Annotated in this window: 20 protein-coding genes; 17 read left to right on the top strand and 3 right to left on the bottom strand. The window is 62.7% G+C overall.

What is annotated here, in order from left to right:
* Positions 1-235: 235 nt before the first annotated feature.
* From WJU18_RS11335 to WJU18_RS11360, 6 genes are all read left to right on the top strand, one after another.
* A complete protein-coding gene (locus WJU18_RS11335; protein WP_423460156.1) occupies positions 236-1,411 on the top strand; it encodes a nitrate- and nitrite sensing domain-containing protein in 1,176 nt (391 codons plus the stop codon).
* A 238-nt stretch (positions 1,412-1,649) separates the two neighbouring features.
* Positions 1,650-2,870, top strand: coding sequence for a CmpA/NrtA family ABC transporter substrate-binding protein (locus WJU18_RS11340; protein WP_423460157.1), 1,221 nt, complete (start codon positions 1,650-1,652; stop codon positions 2,868-2,870).
* Positions 2,867-3,658: a nitrate ABC transporter permease gene (ntrB, locus tag WJU18_RS11345; RefSeq protein WP_423460158.1), complete on the top strand. Its 792-nt coding sequence runs from the start codon at positions 2,867-2,869 to the stop codon at positions 3,656-3,658. The genes WJU18_RS11340 and ntrB overlap by 4 nt, the downstream gene beginning before the upstream one ends.
* Complete coding sequence (locus WJU18_RS11350; protein ID WP_423460159.1) at positions 3,655-4,458, top strand: ABC transporter ATP-binding protein; 804 nt, start codon at positions 3,655-3,657, stop codon at positions 4,456-4,458. The genes ntrB and WJU18_RS11350 overlap by 4 nt, the downstream gene beginning before the upstream one ends.
* Positions 4,459-4,684: 226 nt before the next feature.
* On the top strand, positions 4,685-5,512 hold the full coding sequence (locus tag WJU18_RS11355; RefSeq protein ID WP_423460160.1) for an alpha/beta fold hydrolase: 828 nt from the start codon (positions 4,685-4,687) through the stop codon (positions 5,510-5,512).
* Entirely contained in the window at positions 5,509-6,549 is a 1,041-nt protein-coding gene (locus WJU18_RS11360) for a leucyl aminopeptidase (RefSeq protein ID WP_423460161.1), read from the top strand. The genes WJU18_RS11355 and WJU18_RS11360 overlap by 4 nt, the downstream gene beginning before the upstream one ends.
* A 20-nt stretch (positions 6,550-6,569) precedes the next feature.
* Here WJU18_RS11360 and WJU18_RS11365 read toward each other — a convergent pair whose 3' ends face one another.
* Entirely contained in the window at positions 6,570-7,331 is a 762-nt protein-coding gene (locus WJU18_RS11365) for an IclR family transcriptional regulator (RefSeq protein WP_423460162.1), read from the bottom strand.
* A 146-nt stretch (positions 7,332-7,477) separates the two neighbouring features.
* On the opposite strand from WJU18_RS11365, the gene WJU18_RS11370 reads away from it, so the two are divergent.
* From WJU18_RS11370 to WJU18_RS11420, 11 genes are all read left to right on the top strand, one after another.
* Entirely contained in the window at positions 7,478-8,452 is a 975-nt protein-coding gene (locus WJU18_RS11370; protein WP_423460163.1) for a Bug family tripartite tricarboxylate transporter substrate binding protein, read from the top strand.
* A gap of 18 nt (positions 8,453-8,470) precedes the next feature.
* On the top strand, positions 8,471-10,771 hold the full coding sequence (locus WJU18_RS11375) for a xanthine dehydrogenase family protein molybdopterin-binding subunit (RefSeq protein ID WP_423460164.1): 2,301 nt from the start codon (positions 8,471-8,473) through the stop codon (positions 10,769-10,771).
* Between the two features lie 20 nt (positions 10,772-10,791).
* Positions 10,792-11,184, top strand: a complete 393-nt coding sequence (locus WJU18_RS11380; protein WP_423460165.1) for a CoxG family protein — start codon at positions 10,792-10,794, stop codon at positions 11,182-11,184.
* Positions 11,145-11,606, top strand: coding sequence for a hypothetical protein (locus WJU18_RS11385; RefSeq protein WP_423460166.1), 462 nt, complete (start codon positions 11,145-11,147; stop codon positions 11,604-11,606). Before WJU18_RS11380 ends, WJU18_RS11385 begins: the two co-directional genes overlap by 40 nt.
* Positions 11,606-12,469: an FAD binding domain-containing protein gene (locus WJU18_RS11390; protein WP_423460167.1), complete on the top strand. Its 864-nt coding sequence runs from the start codon at positions 11,606-11,608 to the stop codon at positions 12,467-12,469. Before WJU18_RS11385 ends, WJU18_RS11390 begins: the two co-directional genes overlap by 1 nt.
* The gene (locus WJU18_RS11395; RefSeq protein ID WP_423460168.1) at positions 12,466-12,981 is read left to right on the top strand and encodes a (2Fe-2S)-binding protein; all 516 of its coding nucleotides are present in this window, start codon (positions 12,466-12,468) and stop codon (positions 12,979-12,981) included. The genes WJU18_RS11390 and WJU18_RS11395 overlap by 4 nt, the downstream gene beginning before the upstream one ends.
* Positions 12,978-14,198 carry an FAD-dependent monooxygenase gene (locus WJU18_RS11400; protein ID WP_423460169.1) on the top strand — a complete coding sequence of 407 codons (1,221 nt, stop codon included), beginning with the start codon at positions 12,978-12,980 and terminating at the stop codon, positions 14,196-14,198. Before WJU18_RS11395 ends, WJU18_RS11400 begins: the two co-directional genes overlap by 4 nt.
* Before the next feature lie 2 nt (positions 14,199-14,200).
* Positions 14,201-14,911: an isochorismatase family protein gene (locus tag WJU18_RS11405; RefSeq protein ID WP_423460170.1), complete on the top strand. Its 711-nt coding sequence runs from the start codon at positions 14,201-14,203 to the stop codon at positions 14,909-14,911.
* A 309-nt stretch (positions 14,912-15,220) separates the two neighbouring features.
* A complete protein-coding gene (locus WJU18_RS11410; protein WP_423460171.1) occupies positions 15,221-16,915 on the top strand; it encodes an acyl-CoA dehydrogenase family protein in 1,695 nt (564 codons plus the stop codon).
* A 1-nt stretch (position 16,916) separates the two neighbouring features.
* Entirely contained in the window at positions 16,917-17,072 is a 156-nt protein-coding gene (locus WJU18_RS11415; protein ID WP_423460172.1) for a CoA transferase, read from the top strand.
* Positions 17,069-18,034 (top strand): CoA transferase, encoded by a 966-nt coding sequence (locus WJU18_RS11420; protein ID WP_423460173.1) that lies wholly within the window; start codon positions 17,069-17,071, stop codon positions 18,032-18,034. The genes WJU18_RS11415 and WJU18_RS11420 overlap by 4 nt, the downstream gene beginning before the upstream one ends.
* 114 nt (positions 18,035-18,148) lie before the next feature.
* Here WJU18_RS11420 and WJU18_RS11425 read toward each other — a convergent pair whose 3' ends face one another.
* Entirely contained in the window at positions 18,149-19,261 is a 1,113-nt protein-coding gene (locus tag WJU18_RS11425; protein WP_423460174.1) for an SDR family oxidoreductase, read from the bottom strand.
* A gap of 7 nt (positions 19,262-19,268) precedes the next feature.
* Positions 19,269-20,237: a Bug family tripartite tricarboxylate transporter substrate binding protein gene (locus WJU18_RS11430; protein ID WP_423460175.1), complete on the bottom strand. Its 969-nt coding sequence runs from the start codon at positions 20,235-20,237 to the stop codon at positions 19,269-19,271.
* Between the last annotated feature and the right edge of the window lie 12 nt (positions 20,238-20,249).

Consider the following 20,249-nt stretch of genomic DNA (forward strand, 5'->3'; position numbering starts at 1 on the left):
CTGGCTGAAACAAAACCTTCCGGGCTTCAGAACTTGGAGCGGCCCGGCAACAAAAAAAGCGCCTTCACGGAGCACGGTTTGACCCATGCCGGTGAATGACGCCTCTGTCTGGTGCGGCGCGCCTTTGCGCCGCGGCCTTGCGAAAAAGCGATGCAATTGCCGTGCCAGGTGCTGCGCTGCAAGTTGGTGCATGCCTGGACGGGTATTTCCGGCACGCGAATTGCTGGGAAGAGGCATGACTTCCGCTTTGCATTTCCTCCAGGTAGCCCGCCAGTGCGAGATCGCCGAGCTGGAGCAGCTTCAGCGCACCAGTGCGCTCGTCGATCTGCTCGGGCGGCTGATCCATGCGCTGCAGAAGGAGAGGGGGCTGTGCATCGTCTACCTGACGGGGGGTGGTGCGCCGGCCTTGCTGGTGGAGCAGATCGAGGAGTGTGAGCAGTTGGCGCGCGACGTACGGGCAGGCTTCGGCCAGTTGGACACGCCGGCTCAAGGAGCTCGCCTGTTCAGCCGAATTGCCTATGTATTGCAGGGGCTGGATGTGTTGCCCGCGCTGCGCGGGCGCATAGAGGCGCGCCTTGTCAATCCCGAAGAGGCGGTCGTGGCCTTCTCCAAGCTGGTGGCGGGTGTTCTGGCCGTGGTGTTCGAAGCCGCCGACAGCGCCGCAGACCCTGGCGTTTCCCGCCTGCTGGTGGCGTTGTTCCACTTCATGCAAGGCAAGGAACTTGCGGGGCAAGAGCGTGCGGCGGGCGTTGCCGCGTTCGGCGCGGGTGGCGAGCAGCGCCAGCAGCATTGGCTGCACCTGATTGCCGCGCAGGAGCGGTGTTTCCAGGTCTTCGCCGAATTCGCTCCGCCCGCGCTCCTGCCGTTGTGGCGCTCCGAAGATGCCGCGCTGGAGCGCCTGCGCCGCGTGGGATGCACCGATCCGGCGGGCGCCGGATCCGCGGCCGATCTGCGCGAGACATGGTTCGACGTCGCCACACGCCGCATGGATGCGCTCCACGCCGTGGAAACCCAACTTGCGGCAGAACTGCTGTATCAATGCGAATGCCGCATTGCCCAGGCGCGCGAACCCTTGCCGGCCGTGAGTGCGGATGCGGATTTCTTCGATACCGCCCAGGCTCCGGCCGCAGGCCTTGGGCCTCAGCTGAATCGGTCGGTGCTGGAACTGGTGCAGGAGCAGTCCCAACGCCTGCAAGCCATGCAGGGCGAACTGGAAACCGCGCGAGCCGCGCTTCAGGAGCGCAAGCTGGTCGAGCGCGCCAAGGGCCTCCTGATGGCTCGGCGGCAGCTCAGCGAGGGAGACGCGCACAAGCTGCTGCGTCAAACCGCGATGCATCAGGGCCGCAAGCTGGCTGAGGTGGCCGAGGCTGTCTTGGCGATGGCTGATCTGCTGCCGGCTGCACCGCATTGAGGTGTCGCAGGCCTTGAGCGGCACCAGCATGGTGCAGTGCAGCATCATTGTGTCAGCCAGAACCGCAGTGCTTGTCCGTGAGATGTGTTTGGCACGCTTCATGCAATGACTCACTCAAAGCTCGGCCAATGGCGGCCGAGTGGAAGAAGACAACGGCGTCCTCCTCTTCCCCGCACATGCGGGCTGAGGTCAGGCGCCGTTTTTGTTTTTTGTCTCCCACGTTCGAAGGAGTTTTGACATGTCGCCATCCACCATTCCACGCCGCGGTTTCCTTGCACTGACCGCGGGTACCGCCTTGGGTTACCGCGGTGCTTGGGCCGCTGGTTCTGACAAGCCCGAGAAGGAGGAGGTCAAGATCGGTTTCATTCCCCTGACCGACTGTGCAAGCGTCGTCATGGCCTCGGTGTTGGGGCTGGACAAAAAATACGGTGTGAAGCTCGTGCTCAGCAAGGAGGCCAGCTGGGCTGGCGTGCGGGACAAGCTCGTGAATGGCGAGCTCGATATGTCTCACGTGCTCTATGGCCTGATCTATGGCGTGCATCTGGGCGTGGGCGGGACCCGCAAGGACATGGCCGTGCTCATGGGCCTCAACCACAACGGCCAGGCCATCACGCTGTCGAAAGCCCTGGCCGGCAAAGGCGCCGTGGACGGCCCGTCGCTGGCTGCCCTCATGGCCAAAGAAAAACGGGAGTACACGTTCGCCGGCACATTCCCCACCGGCACGCATGCGATGTGGATGCATTATTGGCTGGCGGCGGCGGGCATCAATCCGTTGACCGGTGCCAAGCTGATCACCGTGCCGCCTCCGCAGATGGTGGCCAACATGCGGGTGGGCAACATGGATGGCTTCTGCGTCGGGGAGCCGTGGAACCAGCGCGCCATCATGGACGGCATCGGGATCACGGCCAATACCACGCAGGATATCTGGAAGGACCATCCCGAGAAGGTGCTGGGCACGACAGCGGAATTCGTCAAAAAATACCCCAACACCACGCGGGCGGTGATGATGGCTGTGATCGAAGCCGGGCAGTGGATCGACGCCAACCTGTCGAACAAGGCGAAGATGGCCGAGACCATTGCCAGCAAGTCCTACGTGAACACCAGCGTGGACGCCATCAATCAGCGCATTCTGGGCCGCTATCAGAACGGGCTTGGCAAGAGCTGGGACGATCCCAATCACATGAAGTTCTTCAATGACGGCCTGGTGAATTTCCCGTACCTGTCGGATGGCATGTGGTTTCTGACGCAGCACAAGCGCTGGGGCTTGCTCAAGACCCATCCGGACTACCTGGCCGTGGCCAAGCAGGTGAACCAGGTGGATCTGTACCGCTCGGTGGCGAGTGCCATGAAGATCAGCGTGCCGAAGGACGACATGCGCACCAGCAAGCTCATCGACGGCGTGGTCTGGGACGGCAAGGATCCTGCCAAATACGCGGACGGCTTCAAGATCAAGGCATGACCATGAAGGCGAGCGAGTTCCTCAAGTCGGCGCTCCCGCCCGCGTGTGGCCTGGGGCTGCTGGTGCTGCTGTGGTCGATCGTGTCATCGGTCACCAGCCAGAGCATTCCCGGGCCCATGGAAACCTGGCATCAGGCGGTGGAAGTGTTCCGTGATCCGTTCTACCGCAACGGCCCCAATGACCAGGGGGTGGGCTGGAATGTGCTGGCCTCGCTGGAGCGCGTGGCCGTGGGATTCGGCTTGGCTGCCCTGGTGGGTATTCCTGCGGGGTTCGTTATCGGGCGGTTCGAATTTCTTTCGCGCATGTTCAACCCGCTCATCAGCCTGCTGCGGCCGGTGTCGCCCCTGGCTTGGTTGCCCATTGGCCTGCTGGTCTTCAAGGGGGCGAACCCGGCGGCCATCTGGACCATTTTCATCTGCTCGATCTGGCCCATGGTCATCAATACCGCCGTGGGCGTACAGCGTGTGCCGCAGGACTACATGAACGTGGCGCGCGTGCTCAATCTGAGCGAATGGAAGGTTGCCACCACCGTTCTTTTTCCTGCGGTGCTGCCCTACATGCTGACCGGCGTGCGGCTTGCGGTGGGCACGGCGTGGCTCGTGATCGTGGCGGCTGAAATGTTGACCGGCGGCGTGGGCATCGGTTTCTGGGTCTGGGACGAGTGGAACAACCTGAACGTGAAGAACATCATCGTGGCCATTTTCGTGATCGGCATCGTGGGATTGCTGCTAGAGCTGGCGTTGATCAAGCTGGCCACGGTATTTACCTTTGAAGAGGTGAAGGCATGAGCGATATAAAGTTCATCGAAGTCCAAGGGGTGGAGCAAACCTTCAAGACAGCGAAGGGATTGTTTCCCGCATTGCGCCAGATCGATCTCCAGATTGCCAAGGGCGAGTTCGTAGCGCTCATTGGCCACTCGGGTTGCGGCAAGAGTACGCTGTTGAACCTGATCGCGGGCCTGACCACGCCAACGGCGGGCGCTCTGATCTGCGCCAACAAGGAAATCAAGGGGCCAGGGCCCGAGCGCGCCGTGGTGTTCCAGAACCATTCGCTGCTGCCTTGGCTGACATGCGAAGGGAATGTTTATCTGGCCGTGGAGCGCGTGTTTGGCGCCACCGAAAACAAGACGCGGCTCAGGGAGCGGACCGCAGCCGCCTTGGCTTTGGTGGGCTTGACCCATGCCGCGCAGAAGCGGCCCGGGGAGATATCCGGCGGCATGAAGCAGCGTGTAGGTATTGCGCGCGCGCTGTCCATGGAGCCTCAGGTGCTTCTGATGGACGAGCCCTTCGGCGCGCTCGATGCGCTTACCCGCGCCAAGCTGCAGGACGAGTTGCTGGAGATCGTGGCGCGCACCCGAAGCACCGTGGTAATGGTCACTCACGACGTGGACGAGGCGGTGCTCCTGTCGGACAAGATCGTGATGATGACCAACGGCCCGGCCGCGACGATCGGCGAGGTTTTGAGTGTGAACATCGAACGCCCGCGCAGCCGCGTGGAGTTGGCCGAAGACCCGCGCTATCTCCATGCGCGCAAGGCGGTGATCGATTTTCTCTATACGCGGCAACGCCACGTCGAAAAGACCGCCTGACGCGGTAAGGGTGACACTCCTGATGCCAGGCTTCGTTCCCGGAGTGGACGCCCCGCTGAACGCTCCGATATCTTCGTCAAGAAGATCATTCTGTTTGACGGAATGACGTTCTTCTGTGCAAAATACTCCTGTCGGCCCTAGGCAGGTGGACAGGCTTTGGGCTCGCCATTGGACGCTCGTTAGCGGAACGCGGGCGCGAAGAAGTCATTTTTAAACAGGAAGAATCATGAGCGTCATCCGGGGCGGACATGTCCGCGTCAATGGCATCCGCCAGCATTACCTGCATTTTTCCGGGAGCGGCCGGCCGGTAGTGATCGTGCCTGGCATTGTGAGCCCCGCCATACTGTGGGCTCACGTGGGTGAATGGTTGGCGCCGCGTTACGATTGCTATGTACTGGATGTTCGCGGCCGAGGTCTTTCGGAGGCTGGACCGCATCTGGATTACGGTGTGGGTGCTTGCGCGCAGGACGCAGCTGCTTTTGTGGCGGCGCTAGGACTGACGGAGCCCTTGCTCATCGGGCACTCGATGGGCGCGCGCATTTCCCTGCGGGCCGCCACGCTGGCGCCTGAGCGCCTGCATGCCCTGATCTTGCTCGATCCGCCTACCAGCGGCCCCGGCCGCCGGCCCTATCCGGTGCCGCTGGCGCGTACGCTTGCACTTTTGCGGGCGTCTCAGCGGGGAGAGGCGGCTCAGGCACTTGCCTCCAGCGCGGCAGCACCTTGGCCGGAGGAGTTGCACCGCCTCCGTGCCGAGTGGCTCTCCACCTGCGACGAGCGTGCGGCCTATGTGGCCAGTGATGACTTCCATGGGCAGGATATGTTCGCCGATCTGGCCCGCACCACCATGCCCATCTCGCTGATCTGCGCGGGAGAGGGCGGCGTGGTGTCCGACGAGGACGTAGAGGAAATGCAGCGCTTGAGGCCTGATCTGCACGCGGTCAGGCTGCCGGGCGCCGGCCATCAGATGCAGGCAGAGAATTTCGATGCCTTCAGCCGCTTGCTGGAGCAGACTCTTCTACGCCACGATCAAGAGTTCATAAGGAGCAACCATTGAAGATCGATGCCGAGATGCTTGAAGTCTTCACGCGAGAGCTGACGCTATGCCGCGTGAAGGCGAGTGAAACCGTTGTCGTGCTGACGGCGGAGGACGAGTGGCAGGAGCACGCGCAGGCCTTCATGGCTGCTGCCGAGGGGCTGGGGGCCTGCACGTTCAACCTCAACGTGCGCCGGACCCAGGCCAACGCCGTCGGAGTACAGGGGCGTCATCCACTGGTCGGCAACGAGCTCGCCATGAAGACGCTCAAGTCTGCCAGTATGGTGATCGATATGGTGGGCCTGCTGTTTTCCCGCGAGCAGGCGGAGATCCAGGCGGCAGGCGTGCGCATTCTGCGTGTGATGGAGCCATTTCATGTCCTCAAGCAGATGTTTCCCACCGAGGATCTCTGCCGCCGAGTCGAGTACGCCAAGGGCTTGCTGGAAAAGGCCAGCCGGATGCGGATCACTTCGGATGCGGGCACCGACGTCACTTACAAGCTGGGTCAGTACCCTGTCATCTCTGAGTACGGTTATACCCACGAACCCGGCCGCTGGGATCATTTTCCCTCTGGTTTTGCCTTCACCCAGGGAGACGATGGGGGTGTCGAAGGCCGCGTCGTGTTGCAACCTGGCGATATCCTCTGCGCGTTCAAGCAATATGTCCAGTCGCCGGTTACTCTCGAGGTCCGCAAGGGCATGGTGGTTGAAATCATCGGCGAAGGCATGGATGCCCAGTTGATCAGAAGCTACATCGACAGCTTCAATGATCCGCGTGCCTATGCCATTTCCCACATCGGCTGGGGCTTGAACGAGAAGGCGCGCTGGTATCAGTTCTCGGTGACGCGCCAATTGCCGCTGGAGCATGTGATGAACGCGTTGTCGTTCTACGGCAATGTGCTGTTCTCGCTGGGCCCCAACCTCGAACTCGGCGGTACCAACGACACAGCCTGCCACCTCGATCTGCCCATGCGACGCTGCAACCTGTGGCTCGACGACATGCAGATCTTGCGCGAGGGCGATGTCATTCACCCTGAGATGAGGGTGAGCACACCCTAGTTCAGGCGGAGCGCGCGGTTTCAGTCCATGGGATTGGACAGGGCGCTGAGTGAATCAGCGCGGTCCAGCATGGATGAGTCGCCGCCCAGACGTCTTGTCAGTTCGGAGGCTGCCTTCAAAAGCGCTTGCGACATCGCTGGAACGAGGTCGAGCGAGAAGCGCACGGCTGGCCCCGAAATCGCCAGGGCGCCGCGGAGGCTCCCCTGTGTTCCGAACACCGGCGCCGCAATGGCGGCAATGTCGGGTTCACGCTCTCCTACCGTGGCGATGAGCGGTTGTGCCGGGAAGTGCGCCGGGTCTGTCAGTGTGCGGTCGAAACTGGCCAGTACCCGGCCTGCGGCTCCCTTATCCAGCGGCAGCAGGTCTCCGGTATGGACGTGGTCGCGGATCGAGCGCGAAGAATCCACGCGGAACAGGCAGACGCGGACGGAGCCCTCTCGCGTGAAGAACGAGGCTCCTTCGCCGGTTTCCTGCGCCAGGCGGCGCAGGATGGGCGGCACATGGTCGTCCAGGCGCAGTGCCGCCTGGTAGAGACCGCCCCAGTGCAGCAGCATTGAGCCAAGCTGGTAGGTGCCGTCGTCAAGCCGCACGATGCAGTGCTCCTGCACCAACGTGGTAATGAGCCGGAGGATGGTGCTCTTGTACATGCCGGTGCGCCGGGCAATCTCGTTCAGCGGCAATGAGGCATCGCCTGCGCGGAACGCGTTGAGGATAGCGAACGCACGCTCGACAGCGGCAACTCCCCCTCCCGGTTTCTGATCGTTCTCTGGTTCCTGAGGCATGTATGAACTGAGCGCAATTAGCAAAAATTCTGCTTGACATTGTATCGTACCGTTCTGCAGAATGGCATTCTCTTTGTCAGAACGATATTCCCTCAGGCGAAATGTGCGAGGGATTTCCGATCCCAACCTCTTCAGGAGCTGCAGCGATGTCTAAATGGAAGAAATTCGTAATGGCGATCTGTGGTGCCAGCCTGGCGGTAGCTGCCGCCGGCGTGCAGGCGCAGGGCTATCCCGCCAAGGCCATCACCGTGGTGGCGCCGTATCCGCCGGGTGGCGCCACGGATCTGTATGCCCGGTCGGTGGCCAATGGCCTGGGTGAATGGGGCCAGGCGACGGTAGTCGACAACAAGGCGGGCGCCTCAGGGATCATTGGCGCTGAATACGTGTCGCGGCAGCCGGCCGATGGCTACACGCTCCTGATCGGCGCGTCCTCCATGTTCTCCATCCTTCCTCAACTGAATGACCGGATGAAAGAGGTCGCCCAGCGCGTCGAACCGATCTCGCTGCTCGGCTTCAATCCTTCGTACGTCGTGGTGCCGGCCACCGTACCTGTCAATACCATCCAGGAACTGATCGCCTATCTCAAGGCCAATCCCGGCAAGTTTGGCTACGCGTCCGCCGGAAAGGGCACGTCTCAGCATGTGTTCATGGAGCTTTTCAAACAGCGAGCCAACGTCGACGTGTTCGGCGTCCAGTACAAGGGCAGCGGGCCCATGGTGGTCGATCTGATCGCGGGCCGCACCGTGATGGCCATCGAACAGGGGCCCGCCGTACTTACCCATATCAAGTCAGGCAAGCTCAAGGCGTTGGCCGTGACCACGGCCAAACGCTCGCAAGCCCTGCCTGATGTGCCCACGCTTTCAGAGACCGCGCTGCCCGGCTTTGAGGCTGTGACCTGGTTTGCGTTGTATGCCCCGGCCGGCACGCCCAAGAGCGTGGTGGCGAAGATGGTGCCGCAGATCGCCAAGACCATGGCATCGGCCGAGGTCAAGGAGCGCCTGCATGCCGTGGGCGTTGAGCCCACCTCCAGTACGCCAGAAGAGGTCGTGAAACGCCAGTCCGCCGAAACCGCGATGTGGAAGGACGTGATCGCCCGCGCCCATATCACGCTCGCGGATTAATCGAATCTTTTTGCCGACATGCACACTCCCGCATCCCTGCCACTCCACGAAGAGCCGCGCGCCGACTATCTGCAGAAGGTGACCGGTACGGCTGTCTATGCCAGTGACGTGGAGGTGCCTGGCATGCTGCACGGAAAGATCCTGCGCAGCACAGTGCCGCATGCACGCATCCGCGGCATCGATGCCAGCGCCGCGCTGGCCATTCCGGGCGTCGTCGCGGTGTTGACCGGTCAAGATCTGCAGGACCTGCAGGGCACCGAGGTGCGTTGGGGGCTCTCCCTGCGCGACCGTCCCGTCATTGCCATCGACAAGGTGCGCTATGTGGGAGATCCGGTGGCTGCGATCGCGGCCATTGATGAAGCTACAGCCGAAGAGGCGCTTGATGCCATCGTCGTGGACTACGAGCCGCTGCCTTTCGTGACCACCGCCCAGGAGGCTATGGCCGAAGGCGCCGCTTTGGTCCACGAGGATATGGTCAAGCTCAAGGACTTCTATTTCCGGGGCGAAGCCTTGCCGGTGGAAGGCACCAATATCTTCCAGAGTTGGCAGTACGCCTCGGGTGACGTCGACCAGGCGTTCGCCGGCGCCGCTCGCGTGTTCGAGGATACGTTTACGTTTCCCATGGTGTTCCACTTCGCTATGGAACCCCATGTATGCCTGGCGCATTGGAAGCCAGGCTCGCTGGAGATCTGGAGCGGCGGGCAGACGCCGACTGCCATTCAGCGTGTGTGCTCGGAAATACTGGGGGTACCGCTGGCTTGCGTGCGCGTGCATTCGCCTTACGTGGGCGGAGGCTTCGGCGGCAAAGCTTCGGTCAAGATCGATCCGCTGGTGGCCGCACTGTCCTGGAAGGCACGCGCGCCGGTGCGCGTTTGCCTGTCGATTCCGGAATCGATGCTGACTTGCCGCCGGCTTGACGCAGAGATTTCGCTCAAGACAGCGGTCGATGCGCAAGGCCGCATCACCGCCAAGTCCGTGCGCGCCGTGCTCAATGGCGGCGCCTATGCGGATACCGGCCCGGCCATTGCCATCAAGGCCGCCATCCGCGCCATCGGGCCGTACCACATTCCCAATCTTCGGTTGGAGGCCATCGGGGTGTACACCAACACCGTGCCGGGCGCCGCTTTCCGTTCCATCGGGGGCCCGCAGGCCGTCTGGGCCACCGAATCGCAGATGGACATCATCGCGGCGGCCCTGGGCCGCGATCCTATTGAATTCCGCCTTGCCAACATGGCCGGCAAAGGCCAGACCATCAAGCCTGATCTGCGGCCGATCGACGTCGACATGCGGCACTCGCTGCGACAAGCGCTGCAGGCGCTGGAAAACCTGCCGGAGCCCAAACATGAACACCGCCGCGGACGTGGTGTTGCGGTGGGTGTGAGCGATCCCGGCATCGTTCCTGTGGGCGGCGCGATCGTGCGTCTGCGTGCCGACGGGTCGGTGAACATATCGGCCAACACGGTCGAGATTGGCCAGGGCAATCGCGGTGTGCTGCGCATCATCGCCTCCAAGGTGCTGCGCCAACCTATGCGCCTGATCGCCGTCGCAGAACCCGATACTCTCCAGGCCCCGTACGACTGGGGTACGGGCGCCAGCCGATCGACTGTGATCATCGGTCTGGCGGTGCAATTGGCCTGCGAAGATATCGTGCGCCAGGTGCTTGAGACCGCCGCGGAGGTGCTGGGAGGATCGCCGCAGGACTACAGGCTGGAAGCGGGGCGTATCGAGGGGCCGGGAGAGCCGGTGCCGATCATTGAGTTGCTGCGCCGCCTCAATGGCATGGCGGCGGGCGAATTCCTGGGCGTCGGCCGTGTCAATTCAGGAACGAAGAACGGCGATTTCAAGCTCGCTCCCTTGTTCTGGGAAACCGGCGCGCAAGCATGTGAAATAGAGGTCGATGAAGGCACTGGTGCCATCCGGGTATTGAGAGTGGGGGGCGCGGCTGATCTTGGCCACGTTATCAACCGCAAGGCCGCCGAAGGCCAGGACGAAGGCGCGATGGTCATGGGAATGGGGCATGCGCTGTCGGAGGAGTACATCTACGAAGACGGCCAGGTCGTCAACGGGACGCTCTTCGACTACAAGGTTCCCACAATCGATGACGCGCCGCAGCATGTTGGCACTGCTCTGATCGAAAGCGGCGACGGTCCTGGACCTTTCGGCGCGCGGGGCGGAGGCGAGGGGGCTATTTTGCCCATAGCGCCCGCTATCGCCAATGCGCTCTACCAGGGTTGGGGTGCGCGCATCAAGGAGTTGCCTTTGACGCCCGAGCGCGTTTGGCGGGCGCTGCAAGCGGCCAAGGCCGAGCGCCAGAACTGAAAAGAGAGACAGAGACACATATGGATTTCAAGATCGACGCCACATTGCCTGCCACGGCCGCTCAGCTCTGGGCGATCTTCTTCGACGTGCAGCGCGTGGCCGGGCTCATACCCGGTTGCGAAAACGTCACCGAGGTCGAACCGCTCAAGGAGTTCTCGGCCGTCATGAAGCAGAAGATCGGCCCGTTCAAGCTCGAGGTGCCCACCCGCATCCAGCTCGAGTCGCACACGCTGGAAAAGCACGTGGAACTCAGCGCGGCTGGCCGAGACAAATTTACCGGCACCACGATTGATGTGCGCATGAAGGTCGATCTTGAGGAGCAGGGAGTGCTGGCACGCCCGCATGCCGCCTCGGTGTTGACGCGCAGATGGTGGTGGCGGGCCGTCTCGCGGCGCTTGGCTATCCGGTGGTGAAGAAGCGCTCGGAGGAGTTGTTCGCCGAGTTCGAGAAGCGCCTGCGTGAAGAGTTGGTGCAGTTCGATTCAGAAACACCTGGTGTACACGCGGCTTCGGCCAGGCAAGCGGGCGCACCCGCGCTGACGCCTGTTCCGCACACAGCCATGCCGGCCAGCAGACTTGCTCCCGTGGCCCCGGTTTCGCGGGCAAGCGGCGCGCACGCATCATCGCAGCAGGCCGTGATGCCAGCCGCCCCGGAGTCAGTGCGAACCCGCCCGCGCCGCGTCGAATTGGTACTCGTCTGGCCGCGCGTAGGCGTCAGCGTTGCGGTGGGATTCGCCGTGGCGCATGCGGCGGCCATGCTTGGACAGGCCCCCTGGTGGTGGTTGGTGGCGCCGTTGCTCGGCGTGGCTGCCGGCCTGGGTCAGCGAGAGAACTGATGCGTCCCGTCCGATTCGAGCTGCATCGTCCCACAAGCCTGGAAGACGCGCTGGCGTTCAAGGCGGTGTACGGCGACGCGGCCACGTTCCACGCCGGTGGTACCGAACTGCTGGTAGCGCTCAAGGCGCGCGTGCTGCACTACGACCACGTGATTGACCTCAAACAGGTGCCGGAGTTGCGCGATATCCACGTTCGCGAGGATGGCACCCTGGTCATAGGGGCGTTGTCGACCCACCATGTGATCGCCCGCGATCCTCTGGTGCGCCGCGTGTTGCCAGGCTATGCCGAACTCAGCGAAAACGTGGCCAATATCCGGGTGCGCGTGGCGGGAACGCTTGGCGGTGTCCTTTGCTTTGCGGAACCGCACGCGGATGCGCCCACCATGTTGTGTGCCCTCGATGCGCGCATGGTGCTGGCGAGCCCGGAGCGTACGCGCACAGTGCCCTCGCGTGAATTTCACCTGAGCGAATTCACCACTGCGCGCGAGGAGAACGAGATCCTGGTGGCTATCGAGGTGCCACCATCATCGGCCGGTACGCGCTCGGCCTATCGCTGTTTCGGCCATACCGAACGTCCTGCCGTGGGCGTGGCGGCCGCGTGGTCTCTCAATGGCCCGAAACGCCTGAATCTGTGGGCAGGGGCCATCACCGCCACGCCTCAGCCGCTCTCCGAGACTGAAGAAGCTGCGAACGTACTGGCTGCGGACTTGCCGTACGAGGAGGTCTGGGCCAGCCTTTCGTCCGTACTCGCCGCCGAAGCCGCCCGGATTGACGCGCATGACGACCTGCACGGCAGCGCGGATTACAAGCGCCATCTGGTCAGCGTGCTGGCCCAGCGCGCCATCAAGGCAAGCCTGACATGAACGAATCGACGCTAACCGAATTTCCGTTGATGCGCGTGGACATGACGCTCAACGGCCAGCCCGCCACTGTCGAGGTCGAGCCGCGCGAGATGTTGATCGACGTCTTGCGCGACCACCTGCGCCTGAAAGGTACCAAGCGCTCCTGCGACGTCCAGGTCTGCGGTGCCTGCACCGTATTGGTCGATGGTTTGCCGATGTCCAGCTGCACCACGTTGTGCGCCGACATGGAGGGGCGCAGCGTGACCACCATCGAGGGCCTCTCGGATGGTCCGAGGCTCGATCCCGTGCAGCGTGCGTTCATCGCCCATGGGGCGCTGCAGTGCGGCTTCTGCACGCCGGGAATGATTCTGGCCGTGAAGTCGCTGCTGGCCGTAGAACCCAGTCCATCGGAAGAGACCATTCGCCATTACCTGCGCGGCAACATTTGCCGTTGCACCGGATACGTCAAGATCATCGAGGCCATCCTGGACCTTGCCCAAAACCCAGATCGTTATCAATCGGAGCAGAAATGACAGACAAGGAACAGCGAGGCCAGCGCCTGCATGTGATCATCGCCGGTGCGGGCATGGGCGGGCTCACGCTCGCGGTGGCGCTGCTGCAGAAGGGGATCGATGTCGATATCTATGAGCAATCCTCCGAGCTGCGTGAGGTAGGTGCGGGGTTGTGGATTTCGGCCAATGGCGGGAAGGTGCTGGAGGCGCTGGGCCTCAAGAAGGCCGTAGAAGCTATCAATCTGCCGCCCCAGGATCGAGTGGTGCGGTTCTGGAAGACCGGCGAGGAGCACTCTGTCTACAACCGCGACCCGCAAGCTTCCAAGGCAGACCATACGTTGATCCAGGTACTGCGGGCCGAGTTGCAGCGCGTGCTGTATGAGGCGGTGATTGCCCTCAAGCCGGATGCCGTGCACTTCGGCTTGCGGACGGTGGGTGCCGAAACGGTGGATGACCGGGCGCGCCTGCTGCTCGAAGGTGGCGCCGTGGTGGAGGGCGACGTCGTTGTCGGCTGCGATGGGGCGCACTCTCGTATACGCCAGTCGCTTTTCGGCCAGGCCCCTGCCCGTTATACAGGCGCCAACGCCTGGCGCGGCCTGGCACCGATGTCCCGCCTGAAGCCACAGCACCGGCGGGCGCTGGCATCGACGTGGATTGGCCCCACGGCACACGTCACGACTTACCCGGTTCAACGCGACGGCGAGGAGTTCGTGAGCTTTTCGGCTCAAGTCGACAGTGAGAACTGGCAGACCGAATCTTGGTCGGAGCGCGGTGAGCTGGCGGATGCACTCAAGGATTTCGAGGGCTGGCATCAGGACATCCTTGATCTGTTTGTCCAATCGGAGAACCTGTTCCGCTGGGGCTTGTTTGTCCGCGATCCCCTCGAAGCCTGGTCCAAGGGCCATGTCACGTTGGTGGGTGATGCCTGTCACTCCATGACGCCTTATCTGGGCATGGGCGTCAATGTGACCATGGAAGACGCCTATGTGCTGGCACGTTGCCTGGAAGAGCCGTCAGGCAACATCGAAGGCGCTCTGCGGCGCTATGACGATGCCCGTATCGGGCGCACTAACCGCACGAAAGCCAAATCCCTGGAGATGTTGAATATTTTCCACAGCCCCGAACTGGAGCGTATTGAAACGGCACGTCCCTACATCCAGAAGGAATGGGCGCCGCAGGCAGTGCGTGATCGCTATGACTGGCTTCTGTCGTATGACGCGACCACGGTGGAGATCTGAGCATGACCGCAGCAGTATCGCAACCCCGTCCCTGGGACGGCATCATTCCGCCCGAAGAATTGGCCATCTACCGCCGAGCTGGCTGGGGCCTGCCCAGCGGCATCGGCAGCCGGCCGGCCTTGCTCATCATCGACGTGCAATATCGGTCCATGGGCGATCAGCCGATGCCCATCGAGGAGGCCATCATCACCATGCCCACCAGTTGCGGCGAATACGGCTGGCGTGCCGTGCCGCACATTGCTCGCCTGATCGACGTGTTCCGTGAACTGAAGGCGCCGATTCTCTATCCGCATGTGGCGCCCAAAGGACCGCACAATCGCGGCCAGTTCGAGACCAAGGTGCCTGGCGTGATGGACGTGACGGCGCACGGATATGAGTTCGTGGCGGAGGTGGCACCTGTGCCCGGCGACATTCTGATCCCAAAGTTCCAAGCCAGCGCATTCCACGGCACAGCACTCACCAGTTATCTGGTGGGGCTGGGCGTGGATACGGTGGTGGTCACCGGTTGTACCACCAGCGGCTGCGTTCGCGCCACGGCGGTCGATGCCTGCGCGCTCAACTTCAAGGTGGTGGTGCCGCAGGACGCGGTCTACGACCGGTCTCAGACCTCGCACGCGGTCAATCTTTTTGATATCGCTAGCAAGTATGCCGACGTGCTGCCGGCTGGTGATCTGGTTGATCTGCTGCGCGAGAGTAGCGAGCGAGCAGTGTAAGTTCAATGACGCTGGAGTCCCGATTACAACGCTGCTTAGACCCCAGTTATCGGTACCGTGTTCACCGCGATACCGACGTTGGGGCCCAGAATGATCATGAGGAGAAAGATGTTCCAGCCGAAACCTGCCTGGCCCGTTTTTCCCTGATGTAGTCTTCTTGAAGCAAGGCGGTGATCGATTTTCTCTATACACGGCAACGCCACGTGGAAAAGACCGCCTGACTCCGGCCTGCCCGGCGGGCGTGCTTGCGGTGGCCGCGGATCGGGCACACTACCTGCCAAGCAAGGACTTGGGAAAAGAGGGTGCCGAATGAGTCAGAACGTGGATGCGCAGATGCTGGAGCAGATCAAGGCGGCAGGCACCCTGCTGGCAAGGCTGCGAGTAGTGTTCAATGCCGCGCTTGAGACGCTGGGACAGCGCTGCCTTGAGCACGGCCGCTTAAGTAACCGGCTGCTGGATACTCAGCAGGTGACCAGCTTCGAAGTGGCTTGGGCAGGCGCGGAGCTGTTGGCCTCCGAAACCGCGATCGCGGCGCTCACACCTGACAGTCATCCGCTCGACGCGCAATTGGCCCTGATTTTCACGGTGGATGCTGTGATCGCCATCTTCGACAGGCTTGACATCATCCACACTGAAATAGGGGTCGACCAGGCCGTAATGGGTGAATTGCGCGGCGCGGCGGAATGGCAGAGGTTGCGCCAGGCGGCCGGCAGCGCCGAGGCTTTGCAAGCTGCTGGCGCCGGCGTGGTTCAGGCGCAAGGCCTGGCGGGCGAAATCGCGTTGGGCGAGCCGCATGCCCTGGCCCGGGATTCTTTCCGGCGCTTTGCCGCCGAGGTGGTGGCCCCGCAGGCCGAAGCCATTCACCGGCAAGACCTGACCGTGCCTGAATCGCTGCTGCAACCCATGCGCGAAATGGGGGTGTTCGGGCTGGCGATTCCTGAGAAGCATGGCGGCAGCGCGCCGAATGATCATGAGGATACGCTGCTCATGGTGGTGGTGACTGAGGCGCTATCTGAAGGTTCACTTGCTGCCGCGGGCAGCCTGATCACGCGGCCCGAAATTCTTACACGCGCCTTGCTCGCGGGAGGGACGGATAAACAGAAGGCGCATTGGCTGCCCAGGCTGGCCGCCGGTGACCCCCTGTGCGCCATCGCCATGACCGAGCCGGACTATGGCTCCGATCTCGCGGCGTGTCAACTCAAGGGCGTGCGCGTGGATGGCGGCTGGCGGCTCAATGGGGCCAAGTCATGGTGTACCTTTGCCGGCAAGGCGGGCGTGCTGATGGTGGTCACTCGAACCGATCCGGATCGCCAACTCGGGCACAAGGGGCTTTCGGTGCTGCTGGCCGAGAAGCCGTCGTTCGATACCCACGAGTTCGAGGTCCGGCAAGAGGGCGGCGGCCGCCTGACAGGGCGCGCAATTCCCACCATCGGTTATCGGGGCATGCATTCCTTCGATCTCTCTTTCGAGGACTACTTTGTTCCTGATGCCAACGTGGTGGGCGGCGAGACTGGGCTGGGCAAGGGCTTTTATTTCGCGCTGGCCGGAATGGTCGGCGGACGCATGCAAACTTCGGCACGGGCTTGTGGCGTGATGCGGGCCGCTTTGCGGGCTGCGGTGCGCTATACGCAGGACCGCCGAGTCTTCGGCGCTCCGCTGTCGGAGTTTGCGCTCACGCAGGCCAAGCTGGCGCGCATGGCGGCGCGGCTGGCAGCCTGCCGGCGCCTGGCCTACACAGTGGCTGGCATCGTCGACCAAGGGCAGGGACGCATGGAAGCCAGCCTGGTGAAGCTGCTGGCCTGCCGTTCGGCTGAATGGGTCACGCGCGAGGCGCTTCAGTTGCACGGCGGAATGGGGTACGCGGAAGAGACACCCGCGAGCCGCTATTTCGTGGACGCGAGGGTGCTCTCCATTTTCGAAGGCGCGGAGGAGACTCTGGCGCTTAAAGTCGTGGCGCGCAGCCTGATGGAGCGCGCGCTGGGCATCGCCATCCAGGAGGCCTGATGTGACGCAGCGGGGTATCTTGTCTGGCATGCGAGTGGTGGAAGCTGCTGCCTTCGTGGCTGCTCCGTTGGGCGGCATGACGCTGGCCCAGATGGGCGCCGATGTGATCCGCATCGATGCCCTGGGGGTGGCCTTGACTACCGGCGCTGGCCTGTGACGGCAGACAACACCAGCCTGTTCTGGTGCGGCCTCAACAAGTCGAAGCGCTCGGTGGCGCTGGATCTCGCCTCGCCTGAAGGCCGCGAGTTAGCCATGGCTATCGCCTGCGCGCCGGGCGAGGACGCGGGCCTTTTCCTCACCAATTTCCCGCCCCGTGGATGGTTGGATCATGACGCGCTCAAGGCACGCCGGCCCGACCTGATCCAACTCACGTTGCAGGGCGATCGGCATGGCGGTTCGGCGGTGGACTATACCGTCAACCCGCGCCTGGGCCTGCCCTGCGTGACGGGACCCGTGGAGGGGGAGGGCGCCGTTAATCACGTGCTGCCCGCATGGGATCTGATCACCGGCCAGATGGTGGCCGTGGGCCTGCTCGCCGCCGAGCGGCACCGCAGCCGTACAGGCTTGGGGCAGCATGTGAAGCTGGCTCTGGAGGATGTCGGGCTGGCGGTGATGCAGCACCTGGGCTTCATCGCCGAAGCCCAACTGGGCCAGCCGCGCCAGCGCCACGGCAACGCCTTGTTCGGGGCTTTCGGCCGCGATTTTCTAACGCAAGATGGTGAGCGTGTGATGGTGGTGGGGCTAACTCCCCGCCAGTGGCGTTCCATCGTCCTTGCTACACAACTGGCGGTGGAGTTCGAAGCCTTGGCTGAACGCTTGCAGTTGGATTTCAAACAGGAAGGTGATCGCTTCAAGGCACGCGAGCCCATTGCCTCGCTGGTCGGCGCATGGATGGCGGCCCGGCCAATGGCCGAAATCGCCGCAGCGTTCGATCGCCATGGTGTCTGCTGGAGCCGCTATCAGAGCATGGCCGAACTCGCTCAGGATCCTGAGTGTTCCCCTGCCAACCCCATGTTTCGCACGGCATACCAGCCGGGCGTGGGCCACATGTCGTTGGCTGGGATTCCACTGGAGTTCAGTGGAACCCCCGCTTGGACGCCGAACCGGCGCCGCGCCTAGGTGAGCACACGGAGGAAGTGCTAGCCCAGTTGGTTGGCGTTGACGCTGCCCAGTTTGGCCGTCTGCACGATAGAGGCATCGTGGGCTCAGCGTAGCTTTGAGCTGAGCACCTCTTCAGGAGGTGGCACCCTCCGCGTGCCTGGCCGGCTGCGGAAGAATTTTCCTATCGGCCAGCACTGTCAGCCAGTGCCTGATGCTGGCTTCAGTGTCATAGACCTGGTTGAAACCAGCGCTTCTGACCTTGACCGTGCTGACGAACGCCGGTGCTGGTGCAGCCTTCAGTCCATACCCGAACCGGGCGTCAGCTGAATGATGGGATTCGCCGAGTATCTGGGGCATGGTCAGGGAGCGCAGACCTTGTGTCTGCACGATGCGTGCCCATGTGTCAGCTTGAGAGGGCAGGTATTCCGCCAAACTCAAGGGCTTGTCGAGTCCGGGCTTGACATGCAGAAAATCCGCCAGGGCCGGCCACAAGTCCTTCCAGCTGAAGACTTCCCCGTTCGTGAGATTGAAGTGCTCGTTCCAGACTTGGCGGTTGTCTGCTGCCCACGCGCAGGCATCGCCGATCAGGCGGGTATCCACGGCTTCGCGCGGATATGAGATGTGCCCGGGGTAGGAAAAGCCATGGCCGAGCTCCCGGCACAGCGCCGCATAGACACCGATCACTGGCACGGTGTTCATGGCGACACCCACGTTGGGGCCCAGAATGATCACGGGGCGGAAGATGTTCCAGCCGAAACCTGCCTGGCCTGCTTTTTCCCTGATGTAGTCTTCCTGAAACCAGTAGGAGTTGGGATGGTCATCGCGCGGGTAGCGCTCCCGGGCTGGGATGCGGATGGGGTGCAGGTGAACCCCATAGGCCTTGGTGCCCTGCAGGAGCGATACGTGGGTCAGCGGCGATCCTCGTGTCAGCGGCTCAACCACGTTCTGGATCATTTTCAGATTGATCGCCATCTGATCAGGGTCTTGCCAACCCTGGATCAGCCCGGGCTTTTCATAAACAGCTGCATACACCAGATGGCTGACATCCGATAGCGCGCCGAAGGCGCTCATGCATTCGTCGGCGTTCTGTAAATCGACCGGCAGATGCCTGAAGGGCTTCGCGCTGCACACTTCCGGGCGCCGCCGGGAGACGGCAATGACTTCCCATCCGGCGTCAAGAAACGAATCGACGGCAGCGGAGCCTACCAGCCCGCTGGCGCCTGCGATAAGAACGGTTCGGGACATCGGGTGATCAGTCCAGCTGAAGGTTGATGGATTTGAAGAGTTCCTTGAAGCGCGCGTGCTCAGTGGTCATGCGCTTGCCGAACTCCAGCCTGCTTTCGGTGCCGGCACTGATGCCCAGGCTGGTGAATTTTTCCTGGACTTCCGGGTTGTGCACGGCTTTGGCGATTTCATCGCCAAGGCGCGTGAGAATCTCAGGTGGCGTGCCCGCTGGCGCCACGATGCCATACCAGGCCACGCTTTCAGCGCCGGGCAAGCCGGCTTCCGCGACGGTGGGAACGTCCGGCAGGAGCGGGGAGCGTTTGGTGTCGGCCACCGCCAGTGCACGCAACTGGCCGGACTTCACAAAGGGCAAGATGGGGGGAACGCCACTGATGACCAACTGCGTGCGGCCCCCCAGGGTGTCGGTAATGGCCTCGCTGTTGCCTTTGTAGGGCACGTGCAAGATCTTGGTTTTCGACAGATGCTGGAACAGCTCGCCCGCGATATGGCCGCTGGTTCCCATCCCTGCCGAAGCAAAACTCATTTTGTCCGGGTTGGCCTTGGTGTAGGCGATCAGTTCCTTGAGGTTCTTGATCTGCAGCGACGGGTTGACGAGGATGACGTTCGGCCCGGTGGCGATCAAAGCCACCGGAACCAGATCCGTCATCGAGTCGTACGGCATCTTCTTGCGGGCATTGGGGTTCACTGTGATCGGGCCGGCTGAAGCAAAGCCGATCGTGTAGCCGTCTTTCTCCGCCTTCGCGACGACATTGGTGCCAAGGTCGCCGCCGGCGCCGGGCCTGTTTTCCACGATCACGGGTTGTCCCAGTTGCTCGGAGAGCGGTTTTGCCACCAGCCGGGCGATGATGTCGATCGAACTGCCAGGGCCGTAGGTGGCGATCAGCCTGATGGGCTTGTGGGGGTAAGTGGGCTGTGCGGTTGCCAGGACAGAGCCCAAAGCCAAGCCCAAGCCTATGAATAGCCGGTGAAGTTTCATGTCGTTGTCTCC

The organism is Ottowia sp. VDI28 (assembly GCF_049532675.1).
In the GTDB taxonomy this organism is placed as follows: domain Bacteria; phylum Pseudomonadota; class Gammaproteobacteria; order Burkholderiales; family Burkholderiaceae_C; genus Ottowia.